Annotated in this window: 17 protein-coding genes and 1 tRNA gene; 12 read left to right on the plus strand and 6 right to left on the minus strand. The window is 51.0% G+C overall.

All coding sequences use genetic code 11. The features are described from left to right. The first annotated feature begins 30 nt into the window (after positions 1–30). Entirely contained in the window at positions 31–1,590 is a 1,560-nt protein-coding gene (locus QZN53_RS05130) for a hypothetical protein (RefSeq protein WP_163437813.1), read from the plus strand. A 64-nt stretch (positions 1,591–1,654) separates the two neighbouring features. On the opposite strand, the gene QZN53_RS05135 is transcribed toward QZN53_RS05130, so the two are convergent. Together QZN53_RS05135 and QZN53_RS05140 are read right to left on the minus strand one after the other, a co-directional pair. After that, positions 1,655–1,728 (minus strand) — tRNA-His (locus QZN53_RS05135). A gap of 80 nt (positions 1,729–1,808) precedes the next feature. Next, a complete protein-coding gene (locus QZN53_RS05140; RefSeq protein WP_072799910.1) occupies positions 1,809–2,174 on the minus strand; it encodes a hypothetical protein in 366 nt (121 codons plus the stop codon). Between the two features lie 126 nt (positions 2,175–2,300). Here QZN53_RS05140 and QZN53_RS05145 point away from each other — a divergent pair, with 126 nt between their 5' ends. Then, entirely contained in the window at positions 2,301–3,212 is a 912-nt protein-coding gene (locus tag QZN53_RS05145; RefSeq protein ID WP_294651958.1) for an MBL fold metallo-hydrolase, read from the plus strand. A gap of 2 nt (positions 3,213–3,214) precedes the next feature. On the opposite strand, the gene QZN53_RS05150 is transcribed toward QZN53_RS05145, so the two are convergent. After that, positions 3,215–3,976: an acyl-[acyl-carrier-protein] thioesterase gene (locus QZN53_RS05150; RefSeq protein ID WP_163437814.1), complete on the minus strand. Its 762-nt coding sequence runs from the start codon at positions 3,974–3,976 to the stop codon at positions 3,215–3,217. Positions 3,977–4,026: 50 nt separating this feature from the next. Between QZN53_RS05150 and aroA the strand changes: the two genes are divergently transcribed. The 3 genes from aroA to dacB are packed head-to-tail and all read left to right on the plus strand — an operon-like array spanning position 4,027 to position 9,095. After that, positions 4,027–5,358, plus strand: coding sequence for a 3-phosphoshikimate 1-carboxyvinyltransferase (aroA, locus tag QZN53_RS05155; protein ID WP_163437815.1), 1,332 nt, complete (start codon positions 4,027–4,029; stop codon positions 5,356–5,358). Positions 5,359–5,383: 25 nt separating this feature from the next. Continuing rightward, positions 5,384–6,955, plus strand: coding sequence for an extracellular solute-binding protein (locus QZN53_RS05160; protein WP_163437816.1), 1,572 nt, complete (start codon positions 5,384–5,386; stop codon positions 6,953–6,955). Between the two features lie 4 nt (positions 6,956–6,959). Further along, positions 6,960–9,095, plus strand: coding sequence for a D-alanyl-D-alanine carboxypeptidase/D-alanyl-D-alanine-endopeptidase (gene dacB / locus QZN53_RS05165; RefSeq protein WP_163437817.1), 2,136 nt, complete (start codon positions 6,960–6,962; stop codon positions 9,093–9,095). A gap of 61 nt (positions 9,096–9,156) precedes the next feature. Here dacB and QZN53_RS05170 read toward each other — a convergent pair whose 3' ends face one another. Further along, entirely contained in the window at positions 9,157–9,615 is a 459-nt protein-coding gene (locus tag QZN53_RS05170; RefSeq protein ID WP_163437818.1) for a hypothetical protein, read from the minus strand. A 75-nt stretch (positions 9,616–9,690) separates the two neighbouring features. On the opposite strand from QZN53_RS05170, the gene dxr reads away from it, so the two are divergent. The 6 genes from dxr to rseP all read left to right on the plus strand — a co-directional run bounded on the left by dxr (position 9,691) and on the right by rseP (position 20,823). Next, complete coding sequence (gene dxr, locus QZN53_RS05175; RefSeq protein WP_163437819.1) at positions 9,691–10,839, plus strand: 1-deoxy-D-xylulose-5-phosphate reductoisomerase; 1,149 nt, start codon at positions 9,691–9,693, stop codon at positions 10,837–10,839. A 104-nt stretch (positions 10,840–10,943) separates the two neighbouring features. Continuing rightward, a complete protein-coding gene (locus QZN53_RS05180) occupies positions 10,944–12,209 on the plus strand; it encodes an alpha/beta hydrolase (RefSeq protein ID WP_294651962.1) in 1,266 nt (421 codons plus the stop codon). Positions 12,210–12,310: 101 nt separating this feature from the next. Next, complete coding sequence (locus QZN53_RS05185; protein WP_163437820.1) at positions 12,311–14,143, plus strand: glycoside hydrolase family 9 protein; 1,833 nt, start codon at positions 12,311–12,313, stop codon at positions 14,141–14,143. 89 nt (positions 14,144–14,232) lie between these two features. Beyond that, positions 14,233–17,184, plus strand: a complete 2,952-nt coding sequence (locus QZN53_RS05190; protein ID WP_163437821.1) for a glycoside hydrolase family 44 protein — start codon at positions 14,233–14,235, stop codon at positions 17,182–17,184. Positions 17,185–17,356: 172 nt separating this feature from the next. After that, on the plus strand, positions 17,357–19,363 hold the full coding sequence (locus QZN53_RS05195) for a glycoside hydrolase family 9 protein (RefSeq protein WP_163437822.1): 2,007 nt from the start codon (positions 17,357–17,359) through the stop codon (positions 19,361–19,363). Positions 19,364–19,443: 80 nt separating this feature from the next. Further along, complete coding sequence (gene rseP / locus QZN53_RS05200) at positions 19,444–20,823, plus strand: RIP metalloprotease RseP (RefSeq protein ID WP_163437823.1); 1,380 nt, start codon at positions 19,444–19,446, stop codon at positions 20,821–20,823. Between the two features lie 2 nt (positions 20,824–20,825). On the opposite strand, the gene QZN53_RS05205 is transcribed toward rseP, so the two are convergent. Together QZN53_RS05205 and QZN53_RS05210 are read right to left on the minus strand one after the other, a co-directional pair. Next, positions 20,826–21,404, minus strand: coding sequence for a hypothetical protein (locus QZN53_RS05205; protein ID WP_163437824.1), 579 nt, complete (start codon positions 21,402–21,404; stop codon positions 20,826–20,828). Then, positions 21,389–22,063 (minus strand): hypothetical protein, encoded by a 675-nt coding sequence (locus QZN53_RS05210; RefSeq protein ID WP_163437825.1) that lies wholly within the window; start codon positions 22,061–22,063, stop codon positions 21,389–21,391. Before QZN53_RS05210 ends, QZN53_RS05205 begins: the two co-directional genes overlap by 16 nt. An 87-nt stretch (positions 22,064–22,150) precedes the next feature. On the opposite strand from QZN53_RS05210, the gene QZN53_RS05215 reads away from it, so the two are divergent. Continuing rightward, a partial coding sequence (locus QZN53_RS05215) for a hypothetical protein (RefSeq protein WP_163437826.1) occupies positions 22,151–22,614 on the plus strand: 464 nt, incomplete at its 3' end.

The raw sequence follows: 22,614 nt of genomic DNA on the forward strand, positions 1-22,614 counted from the left end.
TTTCAATTTTTTTCAATAGGAAGGTAGAAAATGAAAAATAAATGGCCTGAATTTCTTGGGACGGGTCTGCTGTCTGTTTCAACGATGTTCTTCTGCACCTCTCTAATGGTGACAGGCTGTTCCAGTAACGACAGCAGCAGTGTTGCCGGGGGCGATACGGAGGAATCCCTCGAAGAGGAAGATTCCGACAGTGACGAAGGAGTTTCTTCGTCTTCGGTTGCAAGCAAAGATAAAAAGGCGAAGTCTTCGAGCTCTGAAAAGAACGAGAAAATCGAATCTTCGAGTTCCGAAAAAGCGGATTCTTCTAGTGTCGAAGAATATGCAATTAAGAATATGACTTTAACTGGCGTGGCGCAGAAAGGCCCGTTCGTTGAATCTATAGTCGAATACAGGGAACTTAATTGCAAAACGTTAAGAATAACAAGCAATGGGTATGTTTATAAAGGTAGTGTGGAAAATGGAGTGTATAATCTTGAAAATCTCAACACGATTTCTCCATGTATTGAAATCAGTGTGTGGGGCAAATATCTAGATGAACATACTGGGAAAAAGTCGAACAAAGACATTCGACTACACGCCTTTGTTAATTTGGAAAAACGTAGCACCGTGAATATTAACGTGTTTACGCAGCTTGAATACGACCGCATAATGTATCTTGTGGAAGAAAAGAAAATGCCTGTGGCAGAAGCAAGGGCTCTGGCGAAAAAGGAGATCCTTGCGCTGTTTGATATTAAAGACGATGTCGGTGATTTTGCTGATTTGGATATCCTTAAGCCTGGAGATGGCAACGCAGCACTTTTGGCTGCAAGTGTGCTCTTGTCGGCACAGACCAATTTAGACAAGAAAGCTTATCTTACTTATAGCATAGACTCGTTGGGGGATTCTTATGCTAAAACGGGTGAGTGGGATAACGAAATGAAAACCAAAATTGCCAACTGGGCTAAATCAGCCAAAGAAAATGGCCAACTGGAAACGATTCGCAAAAATGTGGCCGGGTGGAAAAACGTAGAAGCGGTTCCCGAGTTCGAAAAATATGTAGAATCATTTGGCGAAAAATTCTCCAACCCAGAAAATGAGGAGCCTTCAAAGGAGTCTTCTCATCCGAAGGAATGGCACGAACTTCATGACATTGTTTACCATTATGTTCTAGAAGAAAATACTCCTGAAACCTTGGATAAAGGATGTTGCAAAGGAATTGATCGAGAAGATGAAGAAACGAATTTAGAAGAATACTTGATGGATCTAGATGCCTTTAAAGCAGAATATAATTTTGATGACAAAAGTAGTATGTATGACATAGAATGTTTGGGGAGTTCCAAAGTAAGGAATGATGCTAGAATATGGGATGGCGATGAATGGGACGATCCTCGATATCCGAACGTTCATTATGAAGTCTGGCTAGACACGACGTGTGTAGGGGAAGCATACGAGTATGATTCGGATAAGATTAGTGCTGTTGCAGGATATATGATTCGATATACTGTTGGGGTGGCTCCGGATGTTGAAGTACATACTGTTCTTATACAGTTCCACATCAAGCTCAATGCGCTTGATATACCCTACAATCCGCCCAAGAAAGAAGACGACTAAAACCCTTTTGTCTCATCACTAAAAAAAGAACCCCGCTAGTTTGCTAGCGAGGTTCTTTTTTAAGGGTGGGTGACCGGACTCGAACCGACAACATCCAGAATCACAATCTGGGACTCTAACCAATTGAGCTACACCCACCATGATTGTGAGCCCAAATATAAAAAAGCCACCCCGATTTTCAAGGGTGGCCCTGCAATTTTTTTGTAAAATGCGCCTTTTTAGTCGTTTTTCAGCTTCGAAATGATGCGCAGGTAGTTTGCGCGCTTGAAATCGTTGCGGTGTTCTTCGCAGAAACGGGGGTAAATGTACTGCTTCGGGAACACGCGGATGGTGAACAGCTCGTTGCAGCCTTCGAGGCAGCACTTGAAGGTGAGGTCCATGGATTCCGTGTAGTTGTGGCGGAAGATGATGTTCTTGGACTCGATGTTGTCCACGTCCTTCTTCTGCTTCTGGCGCTGCTTGATGTCGCGGTGCAATTCGCAGTACTTGGCGATCGGGTGGCCCCAGAATTCGCGGCCGCAGCCGGGTTCCTGACAGACTTTCAGCTTGATACGCTTTTTCTTTTTGTACTTGGGTAATTGCATAAAAAACCTCGGTTTAAGGGTAAATATAGTAAAGTTTGCCGTCTTTTTCATTTTTGGGGGTAAAATCAGACAGTTTTGCCGATTTTGGCGTGTATATAAGAGGACCTCTTAAAATCGGAGACTGCTATGAACCGTTGGATTTACATGTGGGTGCTGCTTTGCGCCATACTTTGGAGTGCACTCCTTTGCGTTTTTGGGGGCGCTTTGCTGTCGGGTTGCTCTTACGACAGTGGCTGGGGCGCAGAGCCCGAGCCACTGAGGGTTACATTCTTGGATGTGGGGCAGGGACTTGCCGTGTTGCTGGAACACGACGGGCATTTTGCGCTGTACGACACCGGGCCCGACTCGGCGGGTCTGGTGGACACGCTTGCCGGTCGTGGTGTCAAGGCCCTTGACTGGGTGCTGGTGAGCCACTTTCACCGGGACCACGGCGGTGGGTTTATGGAAATGGGGGCTGCAATCGAGTCGGGGCGGCTCAAGGTAGGGCGCCTTTTGGTGGGGCTGGACACCGCGGTGGGCTTTGTGAGCGATAGCGTCTTTAAGGTGGCGCGGCGGTACAAGATTCCGGTCGATACGCTGGAACGCGGCGACACGGTGTACTTCGCCGAGGGCCTAAGGCTTGAATGCTTGTGGCCGGTCAGTTACGGGCGCTTTGGCGAAAATCGGGCGAGTGTGGTCCTCATGGGCTCTATGGTTGGTCCGCAGGCGGGGCGTGAAAGCGCAATCCTGCTAACAGGCGATTTAGATACCGTGGGCGAAAACCGCCTAATGGAACTCTCGCGCGACTTGTCGGCAGACTTGCTCCAAGTCGGGCACCATGGTTCTGCGGGCAGTAGCGGGCTTCAGTTTCTGGCGCAGGTGGCCCCCAAGTATGCGGCCATCGGGGTCGGTAAAAATAACCGCTACGGCCACCCCAAAGACGAGGTGGTAAACAAGCTCTACATTGTCACGGGCGATTCGTCGGCGGTGTACCGTACCGACTTGCACGGGAGTTTCAGCTTTGAAATGTGGCCTGGTGTCGGGCTTGTCGTTCCCTGAAGTTATTCCCGGAAACCCACGCGGGCCTGGAAATGGCAGCGGTTCGTGGTCGGGCTCTTTTCCATGTCGGCGTTCATGCCGAAGAATACGGCGTGATGGTTTGTATCCTTAAAGCGGATGATGTTCACGTTTGCGCCGAGCGGCACTTGGTTCACAAAGTTCAGCTGCAGCGAGCGGATGCCGCGTTCCTTGATTTCTTCTTTGCTCAGGCAATCGAGAATCCATTCCACATAGCGGCAGTGGTTCACATGGTGGTTCAAATCAAGGTCGCTGTTACGGGCACGTTCCGTATAAACTAATTGAGGCTCTTCGCCCATGGGCAAAACCGAGAGCATCTCGGGCATGGCGCTCTTTTCGAGCTGAATGGGGAAGGGGTACGGGCTGTTTGACGGCGGCTCTGCAAAGCCGGTCTTCAAGTTCACCAAAATCCAAGAAGACGTGCCTTCGGCCAAAGCGTGGCCCTGGCTATCGACGACGGCGTAGTCCTTCAAGACGACCTTGTCTTTGTAGATTTCCTTGATCCAGGTAGAAACGTGAAGCTCTTCGCCCATGACCGGCGTGTGATTGATGCGGACCTTCATGCGCGTGATGGCCGAGGTGTAGCCGGCCTTGATCATGCGCCACAGGCCAAATCCACCCCGCTCGGCGTCAGCGATGGCGGCTTCTTCCATAAACTGGAAAAGGCGCGAAAGCTTGAGTCTGCCGTATTCGTCGCAGTCCGAAAAACGTACGGTGAATTTGAGTTCTGTGATTTCGCTCATCATTTAACGCTCCATAATGTCTATCAGCTTATTTAATTTATAAATTTATGACCATGGATACACCCTTTATTCGTCCCAGTCATATTCAGATTCCTGCTTTGAAGTCTTATAACGGCGAACTTCGCGTGCCGGGTTCCAAAAGTATTACCAATCGTGTGCTTTTGATTTCTGCCTTGGCCGAAGGAACCACTCGTTTGCACAACTTGTTGAAAAGCGACGATACCCGCTATATGGGCGAGGCTTTAAAGGCGCTTGGCGTCAAGGCCGACATGAACGACGACTTTACCGAAGCTGTTATCGAAGGCTCTGCTGGCCCGATCGATGCTCCGTCGGTCCTGATGGAAAACGACAACTACGTGGCAGGTCTTTATCTGGGTAATGCGGGCACGGCCATGCGCTCCCTGTGTGCGGCCTTGGCTCTTGGTCGCGGCGTGTTTCACCTGAGCGGTGAAGAACGCATGAAGGAACGCCCGATTCGCGACTTGGTCGATGCTCTTAGATCGCTTGGCGCCGACATCGACTACATGGAAACTGAGGGTTTCCCGCCGGTATGCATTAACGCTCGCGGTTTGAAGGGCGGCTCGGTGTCTGTTCGCGGAAACATTTCGAGCCAGTACCTCACGGCGCTTTTGATTTGTGCCCCGTATGCAGAATCTCCGCTCCATATTCACGTGGAAGGCGATTTGATTTCTGCTCCGTACATTTTGCTGACGCTTGATGTCATGAAACAGTTCGGTATCGAAGTCAAGCATGCCGATCTCAAGGAATTTTATGTGCCCAAGGGCGTGTACAAGACTCCGGGCGACTACATGGTCGAAGGCGACGCCAGCTCGGCCAGCTATCCGCTAGCCGCCGCTGCCATTGCAGGCGGCAAGGTGCGCGTGCTCGGCGTAGGTAGCGATTGCCGCCAGGGCGATATCGCCTTTGTCGACGTGCTCAAGAAAATGGGTGCAAACATTACCATGGGTCCCGATTGGACCGAATGCACGGGCGTGGGCGGCAAGCTCAAGAGCCTGGGCGAATTCAACGCGGTCGAGATTCCCGATGCGGCAATGACGGTTGCGGTGCTCGCTTTGTTTGCCGACGCCCCCATGACCATTACGGGCATTGCCAGCTGGCGTGTCAAGGAAACCGACCGTATTGCGGCCATGGCGGCTGAACTCCGCAAGGTGGGCGCCGAGGTCCGCGAAACGACCGATTCCATTACGATTACGCCGCCGGAACACTTGCAGCCTGCAACCATCGAAACCTACAACGACCACCGCATGGCCATGTGCTTCAGCTTGGTCGCTTTGGGTGGCGTGCCGATCAAGATTATGGATCCGGCTTGCATTAATAAGACGTATCCGCGTTACTTTGATGATTTCTTGAGAATTGCCCAGTAGTCAATTTGTATTTTAGAGTAGAAACATGTTCAAGCGTATTTGTAGCATAGCCTTGTTTGTGAGCCTCGCCTTGGGCGGGGTGTCCGCACATGCTGTGCCGGAACTGAGGGCCATGCCGACACCCCCCGATACGCTTGTGCTATGGGTGATGGACCAGGATATTAACGCCGGGTCTGCGCTCCAGAAACTCATGAAAAAGTACACGCGGCATAGTGGAACTCCGGTCAAGATCCGATTCGTGGACTGGGGTGCCGCCTTCGCCGAACTCAACAAGACTTTGGTAAACGAAGCCGGCCCGGGTACCGATTTCCCGGATGTATTGCAGTTGGGTTCGACCTGGGTACCTTACTTTGCCAAGGCGGGCATGATAAGCCCTGTCACTGAATTGTTAGACGCTGTTGATACAAGTCGCTTTTTCCCGGAGGCCATGAAGTCTGGCCATATCGGTCGCGACTCGCTGGTTTACTCGATTCCTTGGTTCCTCGATGTTCGTGGATTCTTTGCGAACGAACGCATTTGGTTGGAACTGGGATTGCATGATACCGAAATTGAAACGTACCCGAAGTTCTATGGTGTACTTCGTGCCATTTCAGAAGCCAAGGTGACCAATCGACAAGAAGTCGAGGTGGTTCCGTTTGAATTCGGCGTGAAGGACGACTGGACTGGCTACCAGCAGATGTCTCCGTTCCTCTGGAATTTCGGTGGCGACTTTGTGGCCGAGGTCGACAGCGGTTACCGCAGTGCCTTGGCCGATTCCCTGACGCTGGTGGGGCTTTGCCACTATTTGAAGTTGTTGCGTGACCACGATGTTTCGCCGTACAACCTCAAGGAAAATTCGGCCCAGAGCGCAGACCGCTTTGTGCGTGCCGAACAGTTGATGATTTTTGGTACCTCCGAACTGATTCGTAAAATTGAATTCGATACGGAACTGGGCGGCCTGATGGATAGCCCGCTTGCTAAAGACGGCCTGATTACGTTGACTGGTCCCAAGGGCCCGTATGGAAACTTCTCGTTTGTGGGCGGAAGCCACTTGACGCTCCCGAAGAACAGCAATCCCATCAAACAGGTAAAGGCTCGTGACTTGTTCTTGTTCATGCTCCGTGCCGACAATATCGATTTCTATTCTAGACAGTGTGGCTTTATTCCGCCCGACAAGAGCTTGATTCGAATCTGGATGCAGGATAGCCGCTACAATCATTTGATTGATGGCCTTGAAAATCATGGCCGTAGCAGCCAGAACATTCCGGAATGGAGTGAAATCGAAATGATGGTGAACAGCATGGTGTCTGCCATTGCCGTGACCCTGCTCAAGCACGATTCTTCCGTGAACGACGAAATTGCACGCCTCGTGTTCGATACGCACCAGAAGATTAATCGCGTCTTGGGATACAACGATGGCGAAAAGGCTTCTGTGGTAAGACAACGCGTTCTTACGGCTCTGCAAACTCCGGTCGAAGAAACCAAGTACGAAAAGGGTTTTGGCTCGGTGAGCAAACAGTCTAAATTTAGCTTGCGACTTATTGTGGTGATATCTTTGGGAGCTGTTGCGGTCGTGCTGTTATTGGTGTTCTCTATCCGTCGTTTCCGCAAGCGCTAAAATTATGCGAAATATTTTTGCTTTAATTGGATTATTTGCAACTGTCGCTCTTGCCAATTTTCAATTGGATTCATTCCAGGTCTACGTAGATTCTGTGGTGCCTGGCTCCCGCTACGGACTTTCGATTCGCTCGGTAAAAACCGGCAACGAAATCGGTAACATTCGCGGGGTCGAAAAGTTTACGCCTGCAAGCACGCTCAAGACTTTGACGACTGCTGCTGCGGTGCATTTCTTGCCGCTCGATTATGCGCCCAAGACCGAAGTCTCTTTGAACGGTAGCGTACGCAAAAAGACTTTTGTCGGATCTATCAATATTCGCGGTGCGGGCGATCCGAATTTTTCGGGCCGCTATTACGCAGACCCGTTCCACATGCTGTATGCAATGGCCGATTCCATTCATGCCTTGGGCATAGATTCCGTTTCGGGCAAGATTAACCTGGATTCCAGCTATTACAAGGGCCCGTGGCGTGCCGAACACTGGCGCAAGAATTTTTATGATGCTTGGTACGGTGCCGAAATTGCTCCGCTCGGGTTTAACGACAACTGCACCATGATTCGCTTTAAGCCGGGTACAAAAGTGGGCGAGCTGGCCCGTGCCGAAGTGGTGCCCGATGTTGGCTATGTTGTTTTGAAAAATGAAATGGTGACTGTTCCGGGCAAAAAGCGCAAATGGACTTGGGCGCTCGATTCTGCAAAGCCCGAAATCACGATTGGTGGCGCCATCGGCATTGGCGTGGATTCTAGCCAGCTGGTGCTTCCGGTGCGTAACCCGATTGCTTACTTTAAGGCGGCCTTCATTCACGCTCTCAAGGAACGCGGAATTACTTTTAAGGAACAGCCCAATGTGCAAGAGGGAATCCAGATTGCCTCTTATACTTATTCGGCGGCCCCCTTCTTAAGCATTCTCGACGAAATCAATCAGCGCAGCCAAAACTTGCACGCCGAAACGATTTTCCGCAATTTGGGCGCCCAAAAGACGGGTGTGGGTAGTGTCGAAAGTGGCCGCGCCATGGAAATGAAATTCCTCGCCGAAATGGGAATTGATTCTACGGATTTTGAAGTCTGGGATGGTTGCGGACTTTCGCCCAAGAACAAGGTGAAACCTTCTACCGAAACCAAGTTGCTTGCCAAGATGGCCCGTCACCCCAAGGGCAGTTACTACATCAACAGCTTTGCGGGCCCGGGAATCGGAACGGGCGGCAAGCGCATGTTGGATTTGCCGTACCCCTGGCTCACTCGATTCAAGACGGGCTTTATCGGCGAAGTCCACGGCCTAGTAGGCTACATTTATACGCTTGATGGCGATACCCTTGCGGTGGCCATGTACTTGAATGAAACGGGTCGGAATCCGGATGCTCAACTCAAAGATGTGCTGGATACTTTGTGGAGCCGCCTCGTGTATCGCGCAAATGACAATTACGCCTCGTTCATGAAGATGAAACAGATGTGGCTCGGTGCGCAGAATGTGGCCGGCCTTACCGCAAGACTCGAATATTTCTCTCGCATGATGAAGGGAACTCCTTACAAGCTTGGCCCCATGGGCGAAAGCTATCTGGATTCTATCGAGAACAAGCCGCTGGTGTACATGGATTCAGTCGACTGCGTAACGTATCTGGAACATGCGCTCGCAATGGCCTTGTCGCCGAACGAAAACGAAATTTTCAATACGCTCCAAAAGATTCGCTACAAGGGCGGAAAGATTGGATTTACGACCCGCAAGCATTACTTGATTGCTGACTGGGTAGGCGAGGGCAAGTTTGCGCGCCCCATGCAGATTCCGGGTGATACGGTTGTCAAGCGTACCATGCCCCGACAGGATTTCTTCAAGGCGAAAAAGATCAAGTACGACACTCCCGATGCTCCGATGGATTTGCGCTACCTGCCTTACAATCGGGCAATGGAATTGGCGTCTAAGTCGTACGAAGGCCCGCTTATGGTAACAGGTGTTGCCTTTGTTGCCGGCGCGAATAATTTGGATGCAACGCATACGGGCTTTGTCATTTTCCGTAACGGCGAACTTCCGAAGTTGCGTCACGCTGCCTTCAAAAAGCACGTGATTGAATTGACTTTGAAAGATTACTTGGCGAGCCGCAAAGGCAAGCTCCCGGGAATCACTCTGTTCGAATTCCTGAAACAATAAGTCGAGAGTTCTTTCTTTGTCATGCCGGGCTTGACCCGGCATCTCCTTTTATAAGTAGCGATTATTCGCCTAAATCAAACGCAAGAATCGCGACGAGTTCGTGCTCGCCGCCTTCATTGCCTTCTGTATTCTGACCCTTCTCGAACAAAGTCCATGCATCCGGCATCCAGCCGTAGGCGGCCATCGTGAGTTCCTTGCCAATGGCGATTTCGGCGGCTTCTACCTCTTCCCAGCGTACGGGGCCTGCGGGCGCCTTGTAGTAGCGCAGCATTCCCAGCGCTTCCATGGATTCCGGGTAATTGTCTACCAGCTGGTAAACGCAATCCTTGTAGCTTTCGCCCTTCAGGCGAATTACGCGGTAAAGGCGCTTGTGGCCCAGGAATTTGGAAAGGTCACCGTGGTGAACGTCAATCTTGGATCCTTGCCCAAAGAACGTCATGAGCTCGCGGAAAATTTCCGAATCCTCTTCCATAAACGGGGAGAGTTTTTTGATCAGGCTATTGACTTCGTTCGCGAGCATGTTTAAATTATAGATAATTGAACCTTTGCGGTGTCAATTTTTTATCTTTTAGCTGTATAAAAAAGAGGCTTCAAAATGAAAAACGTAGTTCTTCTCGGTGCGACCGGTTCTATCGGTACTTCTAGCGTCGATGTCATTCACCAGCATTCCGACATTTTCAATCTCTATGCCGTTGCCGCAAACAGCAGTGTGGCGAAGGTTGCCGAAATCGTGCGCAAGTACAAGGTGGAACGCGTGTGCATGTTCAACGAAGCTGCCGCCAAGGAACTCGAAAAGGAACTCGGCATGAAGGTGCTCGCCGGCATGGAAGGCCTGTGTGAACTCGCTGCCGACCCGAAGGCTGATATCATCATCAACTCTCTGATGGGTGCTGTGGGCTGCCTCCCGACCATTACCGCTATTGAACACGGCAAGCATGTGGCTCTCGCCAACAAGGAAACCATGGTCATGGCTGGCCCGGTGATTTGGGACAAGCTTGCCGAAAACCCGAAGTCCTTCATCACGCCGATCGATTCCGAACACAGCGCTATCTTCCAGTGCCTCGAAGGCGGTAAGCGCGAACATGAAGTGGAATTCCTCGAAATCACGGCGTCCGGTGGCCCGTTCCGCGAATGGCCGATTGAAAAGTTTGAAAACATCACCGTGGCCGATGCCCTGAATCACCCGGTGTGGAGCATGGGCAAGAAGATTACCATCGACTCTGCCTCCATGATGAACAAGGGCCTCGAAGTTCTCGAAGCTCACTTCTTGTTCCACATTCCGTACGACCAGATCAAGGTGGTGGTTCACCCGCAGTCCATGGTGCATTCGCTGGTGCAGTTCCGCGACGGTTCCCTCATGGCCCAGCTCGGCGCTCCTGACATGCGCATTCCGATTCAGGTGGCGCTCACGTGGCCCGACCGTCTCAAGCTCGATACCAAACGTATCGACCTGCCGACGCTCGCAAAACTGACCTTCTTCGAACCGGACTTCAACAAGTTCCGCTGCCTCGCCCTTGCGTTCGAGGCGGGCCGCCGTGGCGGTATCGTGCCTTCGATGATGAATGCCGCGAACGAAGTCCTCGTTGACGCCTTCCTTAAAGGTAACCTCAAGTTCACCGACATCCCGCGCCATGTGGAAACGATTATGGCCGGTGCCCCGAACGTGACCGGTCACCTGACGCTCGACCAGGTGCTCGAAGCCGACGCCGAAGCCCGTCGCCTGACGCTTGACCTGATTAAGTAAGTTGTAATCTTGTACAACAGAATTTTGAGTCGCTCCGGAATGGGGCGACTTTTTTGATTTATATTGTTTTATGGGCATTTTGCCTGTTTGGAAAAGGATTGAGTATGAATAAAATTATAGCGGCGACCTGCCTCGCGGTAGCGGTTTCTGCGTTTGCACAAGGTTTTGGCGGCCAACAAGGCCAAGGCAAAATGGAGTATTCCGAAAAATTCGCCGATTTGAATTACGCGAACGACGGAAAGACCTTCCATACACTGGACATCTACTTGCCCAAAGAAACGAAGGATGCTTATCCGGTGGTGATTCACACTTACGGTAGCGCCTGGAGCATGAACAATTCCAAAGGCTCCGCCGATTTAAATACCATTTGCGCGGCACTCCTGAAAGCAGGCTATGCCGTGGTGACGCCGAACCACCGTTCTGCAAGCGATGCCAAGTACCCGGCGCAGTTGCATGACCTTAAGGCCGTGGTGCGTTTTATTCGCGGTAATGCGGCGAAATACAAAATCGATACATCGTTTATCGCTATGTCCGGATTTTCGTCGGGCGGACATCTCTCCAGTTTGGTCGCTACAACCTGTGGCTTGAAAGAAGGCAAGTCCGGTTCTGTAACGGTGGACTTGGTGGGCTCCCTAGGGGAGTTCACCAAGTTCAGTAGCTGTATCGATGCGGCGTCGCTTTGGTCTCCTCCGACCGATATTTACACTATGAATCCTATCAATAATTTCATGGGAAGCGGAACCTACGAAGGCGCTTTCATTGGTGCTGAACGCGAAGGAAACAAGGATAAATGGATGGTTGCCAGTTCGCCGTATTATGCAAGCGAAGACGATCCTCCGATTATCATGTTCCACGGCACGAAGGATCAGGTCGTGAATCCGGAACAGAGCAAGGAACTGTATGATTCGCTCAAAAAGCATAATGTCGTGACGGAACTGGTTTCGGTAACGGACGGAACCCATGGCGGCAACGAAATGTATGTCGACTCGACCTTGAACAAAATGATCAGTTTCTTCGGAGCTGCCCGCGATGCAAAATCGCAGGTAGTCGATCCCATAGATACGACGACGGCGGATACCTCCGTGACGGATACTTCGGTTACCGATACTTTGGATAACGACTCCATGCAGACTCGTCTGCCTTCGAACTGGAAACAGCTGGCTCATGTCGGCTTGGTCGGTAACAAGCTGGTGGCCTTCGGGAATGGGGGCGAATACCATTGCGCTATCGTTTCCATGAACGGCTCCGTTGCCTGGCGGGGCGATTTCCGGGGCTCCCTGGACCTGTCCTGGCTGCCTTCTGGGACGTATGCCATTGTTGTAACATTCCCGTCTGGAATACAAAAAAGCCTGAAATTCGCGAAAAAATAACACAATGGGTACACTTGTGTCCAATTTCTAGCGTAAGAGATTTCTCTTACGCTTTTTTTGGGGTATATTTGTAGCTACATAAATCATTTAAGGAGTCTGAGATGCTGAAATTTGGCTTAAAACAGTATGCCGCTGTCGCACTTTCTCTTACAACAGCGACTTTTGCTGCTACGGCATATATCAACCAGATTGGTTACCGTGTGGACGATGCCAAGGAATTTGCCTTGGTTGACGGTAATGGCAGTGTGGAAATTGTAGATGCAAGTGGAACGACCGTTTTGACGGCGACTCCGTCTGCTGCATCGAATTGGGAACCCAGCGGCCAGAATGTCCAGTTGGTCGATTTCTCGGACTTGAACGTTCCGGGCAAATATTCCATCAAGGTGGGTGGCCAGGTGCTTCGCCAGGATCTCACGATTGCCGCCAACACTTATGAAGATGTTGTCAAGGCTTCTTTGAAGTGGTATTACTACCAGCGTGCTTCTATGGCTCTGGAAGAAACTTATGCCGGTCAGTGGAAACGTGCCGCAGGCCATACCAATGCAAGCGTGCAGCTTCATAGCTCTACCGGTGAATCGGGCTCGATCAGTTCGACCAAAGGCTGGTACGATGCTGGCGACTATGGCCGCTACATTGTGAACTCGGGTATTACCACTTACACGCTCCTTTCGTTGTACGAACATTTCCCGGAATATTTCAAGACGCTCAAGTGGAACATCCCGGCAGAAGGTACTCTTCCGGACTTGCTCGCCGAAATCAAGTACAATCTGGACTGGATGCTTACCATGCAGGCCTCTGATGGTGGCGTTTACCACAAGCTGACTTCTCTCGGTTTCCCGGGTGACGTCATGCCGGCAGACGATATCGATCCAATTTATGTAATCGGTAAGGGCTCTGCTGCAACGTTTGACTTTGCCGCTGTGATGGCCGTGGCCGCTCGTGTGTACCAACCGTTCGATGCCACGTATGCAAGCAAGTGTCTCGAAGCCGCCAAGAAGGCCTACGCTTGGGGCGCCCAGAACCCGAACAAAAAGTTCAGCAACCCGTCCGATGTGCAGACCGGTGAATATGGTGATGGCTGGCTCGAAGACGAAAAGATGTTTGCTGGTACGGAACTCTTCGTGTCTACCGGCGATGCAACTTACAAGCCGAGCAAGGCTTCCGCAAACGTTCCGAGCTGGGCTGATGTCGGAGGCCTTGCCACTTATGGTCAGGCAACGCATGCTACGGAATTTGGCGGTAATGCCCAGGCTGCAAAAGACAGCTTGCTCAAAACGGCCGATGAATTCGTGAAGCGTAGTCAGACGGGTTTCGGTGTCGTGATGGCCAAGGATGACTTTGTGTGGGGCTCTAACGCTGTGGCCGGAAACCAGGGCGTTTGGCTGTTGCATGCTTACTACCTGACTGGTGAAGTCAAGTACTACCAGGCTGCCGTCAAGGTGCTGGATTACCTGCTCGGTAAGAACCCGCTCGACATGTCTTTCTTGACTGGTTTTGGTACAAAGTCTGCCAAGAAGCCGCACCATCGTCCGAGCACCTCTGACAAGGTTTCCGCTCCGATTCCGGGTATGATTGTGGGTGGCCCGCAGCCCGGTGGCGAAGATATCGGCTCTGAAACTTGGGAATGCAAGGATTATAAAACCGGCTTCCCGGCAACCTCTTATGTTGACAATAACTGCAGCTATGCTTCGAACGAAGTGGCTATCAACTGGAATGCTCCGTTTGCATACCTTGCTGGTGCTATCGAAGCGATTAACCACGGTTACGCTCCGAGCTTTGCTGTCGCGGGCGTTGCCCGTACCGATGCAATCAAGTCCAAGGTCGCTCGCAAGGCTCACGCCAAGCAGGGTCCGCAGCTCCGCTTTGTTGACCAGAAGCTCTATGTCGAAAACAACGGCAAGCGCTTCAACCTGAAGGGTCATCAGATCAAGTAATCTGAATTAGGAATTTCCCTTGCTTTTAAAGCCGAACTGATTAAAGTCAGCATCGGCTTTTTTTATATATGTTCTTAGGAGAGGTTTTTATGAAAAATCGTTTAGCTATTGCAGCCTTGGCGGGGCTTTCTCTGGGTTCCGCCGCCTTTGCCGCCCAGAATGTCATCAAGGTCGATGATTTGCATCCGGGTGTCGTTATCAATAAAGAAAACATGATGTCTGCGGACTTGGCGATTTGGAATCCGCCGAGCCGTTATTACGACATGACCTCTGCCTTGGTCGATGGCGGTTACACGCTGTTCCGTTTCCCGAATGGCAGCCTTTCGAATGATTACCACTGGAACGGTATCGGTAGCTACGATAGCACAGGCCTTTGGACCGCTGACGAAACCAAGTGGGCTCGCGGTTTCTTGGGCGAAACGATTTACCGCGGCACCACCAAGGACAACTACGGATTTGTGCGTCGCAGCCACTTGGCCGACGGCAATATGGAAACCATGTGGTGGGGCGAAATCCTGGACCCCGATGATCCGCCTTGGGTCGTGATTGAATTCCCTGAAAAGCAGAACTTGGATTCTTTGCAAATCGATTGGGGCAAACTCCGCCCGAAGTCTTTTGAATTTGCTTATTGGACCGAAGACTATGCCGAATATCCGGGCGTGCATCAGGCGCTCGAAAACAAACTCAAGTTGCAGTCGGTGGTCAAGGTGACAGGCGCCACGACCAAGTACAAGTTCAAGCAGCTCCGCACCCGCTACGTGGCAATCCGCTTTAAGGCGAAGGAATTACCGGCCAAGGGTGTGCAGATTCGCGAAATGAAACTCTTCAGTGGCGAAACCGACTTGCTCGGCGGTAACAACTACAAGTTCTACGCGATGTCTACCCGTAACGGCGACAAGGCCCGTACCGACTGGACCGACATCAAGTGGGACTTCGAAGAATTCATGAAGTACATCAAGACGCTTCCGAACGCGAAGGCCGTTATCTGCGTGAATGCAGGCACGGGTACTGCAAAGGAAGCTGCCGCGTGGGTGCGCTACGCCAACAAGGTTAAGGGTTACAATATCAAGCAGTGGGAAATCGGCAACGAACTCGATGGCGAATGGGAAGAATCCGGCCCGATTTCGGCAAGGCATTACGCCGCCCGCTTCTTGGAATACGCACGCGCCATGAAGGCGGTGGATTCTACCATCATTCTGCACGGACCGCTCTTGAGTACGCATAAGATGATGCAGAAGGGCGCCGGCATTCTTGATGGCAAGTACTGGATGGAAGAATTCCTGCGCATCGTGGGCGAGGCTGAAAAGAAAGATGGCAAGCGTTACCTCGACGTGGTGGACTTGCACAATTATCCGTACTGGACTCCCAACGAGCCGAAGCCCGCTGAAATGCTCAAGGCCATGCTCGACGTAGGCCCGAATATGGATACGCTGAATGTGTGGATGAAACGCCACCTCGAAGGCGAACGCCGCGTGTTCCTCTCGGAATTCAGCACTTGCGTGCAGGGCTTTAGCCTGCTGATGGATTACCCGCAGGCTGCTGCTGTGGCAAGTATTTTCGCTCAGCATGCCATGCGCTTTGGTAACCGTTTGCAGGTGCTCCCGTGGGATGCCTTTGGCAACGTGTTCAAGGGACCCGATGACACCTGGGGTACCATCAGTATGACCGCTCTTGCAAAGGAAGGCTCCTGGAATCATTGGAAGTCTCTGGAGCCGACGGCGGAATACTACGGCCTTTATATGACTTTCAAGGATTTCTTGGAAGACGGCTATGCCGTGTTCCCGGTAGAGGCGACTTCGCCGGATGTGGAAGCTTATGCAATCGGCAAGGGCGATTCTACCCGCGTGATGATTGTGAACTTGTCGGACGCCCCGCAGGTGGTGCAGATTGACCGCGCAAGCGTCGAGGGTAATTCTAAGGAAGTCGGCAAGGGCGATCTGGTGCGCACGCAGGTCGAAATCTTTGGCGAAGATCAGTTCAAGTGGGTGGGTACTTCGCAGAATGCTTTCCCGTACCCGAAAATGGGCCCGAGCGGTCGCCGCATTAACCCGAGCAAGAGTAAAGACATTACGGTGCCACCGTTTGGTCTCGCTGTTGTGCAAATCAACCCGAAGGTGGTGGGCTTGAGCGAAGCGACTAAGGCCCAGGCTGCAAAGCCTGTGATTCTTGCGGCAGCGCTTGAAAAGAAAGTGCTCATGGCGGGCGATACGATCGACTTGTTCGTGACGGCAACTCAGCCGAATGGTCAGCTGACAAACGGCTCCGTGAATATCGGCAACTGGGGCAAACGCGGACTGTTGATGCAGTCGGTGACTCCCGATGACGGCAAGTGGAATGCTTCTATCGAAAGTTTCCATGTGCAGATTCCGATTCCCGAAGACATGTACCCTGCCGCTCGTACGATTCATGTGGTGGTTCAGGGCCTTGGCGGTAAAGTGACGGTGCTTGAAATTCCGTTCCGCGTTCGTGGCGCTTACCGTACCACGCACGTGATGCAGAACTTTGATAACGGCCTCGATGCAGTCGACTGGTTCCCGGTGGCAAATGGTGACAATGCGACGACTATCGGCGCGAAGGTCTTTAACGGTGCTCCTCCGCATGGTGGCTTTATCCGTCACGACTTTATGATTGAACAGCCGCCTACGCAGGGCTGGCCGAACTTCGCTGGCGCCTACTACGTGATTCCCGAAGAAGTTCACAACTCCGTGGGTATTGTGTTTGATTACGCCACGAACCATAGCAATCCCGATGGTTACTTCGAAGTGCAAATCGCAAGCAATCAGGTCCAGGATTACGATGAATTCATGGTGCGCCTGAAAAATACTCGCGGCTCCTGGATGCGTGACACGCTCATTTGGGAAAATATGAAGCAGGAAGGTTGGGGCAAGACTATTCCGCAACTCGACCCGAAGCAAATCAAGAACTTCTCTTGGCGCGCCCGCTACAGCGGCACGGGTTACATTAGCCTCGACAACATCTACCTGCTCGGCGAAGATGGTGAAGAGGTGCCGATGCCCCGCGGCCTCCGCCGCCTGAGATAACGCCTGCATTCCGGCGTCATGCCGACGAAGGTCGGCATCGGCATTCCTGCCTGATACATTCGACACACTTCTGTCTATAAACGGCTTTTTGTTGGACCGTTTATAGGCTTTTTTCTTTATATTACTCTCGCACGCGCGTTGGTGACGCGTTTTCTCGAAAGAGAGGGATGTTGTGAAATACAAATTTTTTGCTTTAGTCGCAGTTTCTGCGTCTGTTTTGGCGTCTTCGGCCTTTGCCGCTAACGCTTACATTAACCAGGTGGGTTTCCGCCCTTCCGATCCCAAGGAATTTTCGCTTGTCGGAGCCTCTGGCAATGTTGAAATCCAGGATGCCTCTGGCAAGACTGTGCTTACGGTAACGCCTGGCGCCGCCTCGTTCTGGGATGCAAGCGGCCAGAATGTACAGCTGGTCGATATTTCCAAATTGACCGCCGAGGGCAAGTACAGCATTAAGGTGGGCGGCCAGACACTTCGCCAAGATCTGGTGGTCAAGAACAATACCTTTGCCGACGTTTACAAGGCTGCTATCAAGTGGTTCTATTACCAGCGCGCCTCTATGGCTCTCGAAAGTGCATACGCGGGCAAGTGGGCTCGTGCTGCAGGCCATACGAATGCGACTGTCGAACTTCATAATTCTACGGGCGCTTCGGGCTCTATCAATTCGAGCAAGGGCTGGTACGATGCCGGCGACTACGGACGCTATATCGTGAATTCGGGCATTACCACCTACACGCTCCTTTCGCTTTACGAACATTTCCCGGAATTTTTCAAGACGGCCAAGTGGAATATTCCTGCCGATGGAACTTTGCCGGATTTGCTCGCCGAAATCAAGTACAATTTGGACTGGATGCTTACTATGCAGGCCAATGACGGTAGCGTTTATCACAAGCTTACCTCTCTTGCTTTCCCGGGCGATGTGATGCCTGCGCAAGACAATGCAAAACTTTATGTTATCGGTAAGAGTGCCGAAGCCGCCCTTGACTTTGCCGGTGTGATGGCAGTTGCTGCGCGCGTGTACAAGCCGTTTGATTCCAATTACGCCGCCAAGTGCCTTGATGCAGCCAAGAAGGCTTATAGCTGGGGCTCTTCGAATATGAGCTACCACTTTACCGCAAATCCCTCCGATGTGGCGACGGGTGCGTACGAAGGCGACAATGCGGCCGACGAAAAACTTTTTGCCGGCACGGAACTTGCCATTACCACGGGCGATAATTCTTACAAGCAGAATGGTTCTTCGGAATATGTGTCGTACTGGGGCGACCTTTCGGGCGTTGCCACTTATGGCAAGGCGACGCATGCATCTGTGTTTGGCGATGCAAACGAAGCCAAACAGAAAATCTTGGGCACTGCAGATGGTTTCGTGAACCGTACCAAGTCGGGCTTTGGCGTGGTGATGGCGAAAGATGACTTTGTGTGGGGCTCCAACGCCGTGGCCTCCAATCAGGGCGTATGGCTTTTGCATGCCTATTACCTCACCGGCGACGAAAAGTATTACGCCGCAGCGCTCAAGGTGCTTGATTACTTGCTCGGCAAGAATCCGCTTGACATGTCATTTGTTACAGGTTACGGCACGAAGTCTCCCAAGATGCCGCACCACCGCCCGAGTACTTCGGACAACGTAGAAGATCCGATTCCGGGTATGCTTGTGGGTGGCCCGCAGCCCGGTGGCGAAGACGTTGGCTCTGCTGCCGAATGGAAGTGTGCCGATTACAGAACTGGCAATGCGGCGACCGCTTATACCGACCAACGTTGCAGCTACGCAACGAACGAAGTCGCTATCAACTGGAATGCACCTCTTGCTTACCTTGCTGGCGCTCTTGAAGCTCTGAACGCCGGTTATGCTCCCTCGTTTGCCGCCAATGGTGTTGCAAGAAAGTCTACTGTATCTTCATCGAGTTCCTCGGCAGTTTCGTCTAGTTCTCAGGTGGTTTCCAGCTCCTCTGTCGCTCCGGCATCTAGCTCGTCTGAACAAAAATCCAGCTCTTCGCAGTCGCTCGCTTCGAGTTCTTCGCAGTGGAATCCGTGGATTTCGAGCAGCTCCATGACTACGGCAATTCACGAAACTTTGCCCGCCGGCATGCAAAACAAGGCTGCTCCGCGCCTTCGCCAAAATGGTCATAAGCTCTATGTCGAAAAGAACGGCAAGCGCTTTGATCTTCTCGGCAACAGCATCCGTTAATCGGCGATTTTACAACACTCGTACTCCTAAATGCCGCACTAGCGAAAGTTGGTGGCGGCATTTTTCTATATTGGAACGCGATGGAATCGATATTCAGTAATGTCTTGATGTTTGTGCTCGGCCTACTTGGCTTGAGCTTCTTGGTGACCATTCACGAACTCGGCCACTTCTTGGTGGCCAAGTGGAATAATGTCAAGGTCAATACGTTCAGCATCGGTTTCGGCAAGAAATTGATTCGCTACCGTCACGGCGAAACGGAATACTGCATTTCGGCAATTCCGTTCGGTGGTTATGTGGCCATGGCGGGCGAAAATCCGGACTCGCTTAAAGAAGGCCAAGTTCCGGGTGAACGTGATTTTGTGGCAAAGTCGGTGGGTGCTCGCGCTGCCATTGCGTTTGCGGGCCCGTTCATCAATATCGTATTTGCCTTTATTCTGTTGATGATTCTCTATATGGTGGGCGTCGAAGAACCGGCGACAAACGATTTGATTGTGGGCTTTGTCGCCAAAGATTCTCCGGCCGTAGCCGCAGGTATTCAGCCGGGCGACACCATTACCGAAATCAACGGCAAACCCACTCAGGGCTGGGATGATTTCCGCGAACAGATTGGCGTGAGTCTCGGCGCAAGTGTCCCGCTTACCGTGCACCGCGGCGGCGAACCGTTGACGATTACGGTAGTTCCTGAAGAACTCGTTATTCCGGCGCAAGATTCTGCCGGCTCCGAAATTTCGATGGGTATCGGTGATATCGGCATCTACCCGCGCAACCGCGTGATTGTACGCTTGCCTCCTGTAGCGGGCTCTGCAGCCGAAAAGGCGGGCCTTGCCGTGGGCGATACCATCTTTGAGATCAACGGCGAACATATTTCCCGCTACGAAGAAGTGGTGCGCATTATCGACGGCAGCAAGGGCGAGCCTGTAAACATTACCGTTATCCGTAACGGCGATACGCTCACCAATTCGCTCACGCCGGTTTACAACGAAGATTACAAGCGTTACATGGTCGGCATCCAGATGGGTTATGTGCTCTTCCGCGAAACAAAAATTGTGCGCCGCGGTCCTGTGGAAGCCTTCACGAAAACTTGTGCCACTAGCTGGAAAATGACAACGAGTATTTTCCGTTACTTTAAGCGCATGTTCCAAGGCCATGTCAAGGTTGATGCCTTCTCGGGCCCGGTCTCAATTGTCGCTGTCATGGGTAATGTGTGGATGAGCGGCTTCCAGGACTTTTTGATGTTGCTTGCCCTCATCAGCATTAACTTGGGCGTCATGAACTTGCTCCCGCTCGCGATTACCGACGGTGGCCTCTTGATGTTCCTCGGTATCGAAAAACTGCGCGGCAAGCCGCTTTCCACCAAGACGCAGACGGTCATTCAGAATGTGGCTGCCGCGTTCTTCATCAGCTTCTTCGTGTTTATCACGATTCTTGACTTTAGCAAGCTCTCGCTGTTCCTGAAATAGCCCTAGAACGGAATCCAGGGGATGTTCCACTGGAAATTGAGGCCCCAGCCGCCCGTATGCATGGTGTCGTCTCCGCCCGGATTAGCATGCCAATCACAAATCAAAACCTGATAATTGGCAGCCACTGAAACCTGCAATTGGTCTGTTATGCGGTATCCCAGTCGATAACCGTACTTAAAGTCACCATGGTGTATACCAGAGTCTTCTTCCATGTCGTCGACAAGCGCGGGATTAAAATTATTCATTGAGAAAACGTATCCAAAACCAACATAGGTCTCAAACATAATCCGCTTTATCGTCACGGACCAAACTAAAGGCTTGATGTAGATATCCCATGCAGACACGCTCACGTCGCCATCGGAATGGGAATAACCGAAACGGCTGACACCTACGGCAAGAGTGTAGTCCACCATATTTTCCGGCTCGTTGAACACGCCGAATTCAGCGGCGAAGCCTAGTATTCCACCGGGCTTATAAACAGAATTCTCGGTTTGGAGGCGGCTATCCTTGATGTCAATATCTAGGAAGGCTGCGCTAGCAAAGCCGCAAACAAAAAGGACGAGTATTAAAATCCTTTGCATACATCCCATCCTTTTGTAGAAAAGACTTCTTCGGAATCATAATGCGTAACGGATATTTTTCTAAAAGCTCCGTCTTTCGAAAATACTCCTTCACTGAGTGCTGAAGAAGCGAAGAATTTAAAACTTCCTGTATAATACAACGGTTTGTCCGTGTTCGTGCCGATAGGGAAGTGGGTCGTAATGTTTGTGTGAAAAATGCCGTCTATTTTCGGTTCCAAATAAGACACCGGGAACGTTTCCTTGTAAACCGTTTCGTCCGATTCCCATATCGTGTGAACTTCCATATCGTCTCTATAAGATATCGTTTCGCCCCTAAGGGTGTAAGGGATGGTGTCCTCGACAAATTGACCCGTGGTATCGTAAGTCAAAGCGAAGCCGCGTACAACGACTGTTGCACTATCGCCTTCAAAGCAGATTTCCTTACAAAGAATCTTGTCGTAACGTTTTTCACGTCCCTGAGCAGGACGCTCGCCTTCTACATTAGGGAGCTTTTTATCTATGTAGGTGTCCTCGTTAATGATTTCGCTATAATAGCATCCTTGGACATCTTCGGCAGTTACCTGTTCCGGTGCATCTGACGGATCATGAGCGATGTAGGGACACCCCTGTAAACACAGGGCGCTCAGGACAAGTAATAATAAAGAACAATATTTTGTCATGAATAAAAATTTAGATTATTTTTATAGCATTATTACCACTATCCAAAATTTTCTAGATATGGTAGCACATAGGCTTAGGAATTGTTGATGACGAAAAAGCATAGAATTCTATTGGCGTTATGTCTTTTATTGCTGGGATGTTCTTCGCTTGGCCGTTTTACGACATATTCTTTATCTACCTACGAAAAAGAAAGTTCATCTTCAAAAAGAGACGTAGAAGAATACCTAGTACAAGAAAATCCGGTAGACTCTTTGAATATTCGAATTAGTGGAAATGAGTATTTCTTATTGGCAGGGATTATTGTCCCGATAATACCTTTATTTCATTCGGATATAATTGAATTGACTTATGAAGTGAAACCTGATGATCAATGTGCTGTTGTTTATCTAGGTGATCAGGAAGCGAAAATGCATCGTTATTCCCCGTGCGATACAATTTACCCTTACCATCGGGGTTGCCCATATTATGAGCCTCGTGAAATTCAAGAAAAAATTTATGAATGTCATTACATTGTAGATGAAGACGATATAGATGATTTGGTTACGTTTAA

The sequence above is a fragment of the uncultured Fibrobacter sp. genome, from assembly GCF_900316465.1.
In the GTDB taxonomy this organism is placed as follows: domain Bacteria; phylum Fibrobacterota; class Fibrobacteria; order Fibrobacterales; family Fibrobacteraceae; genus Fibrobacter.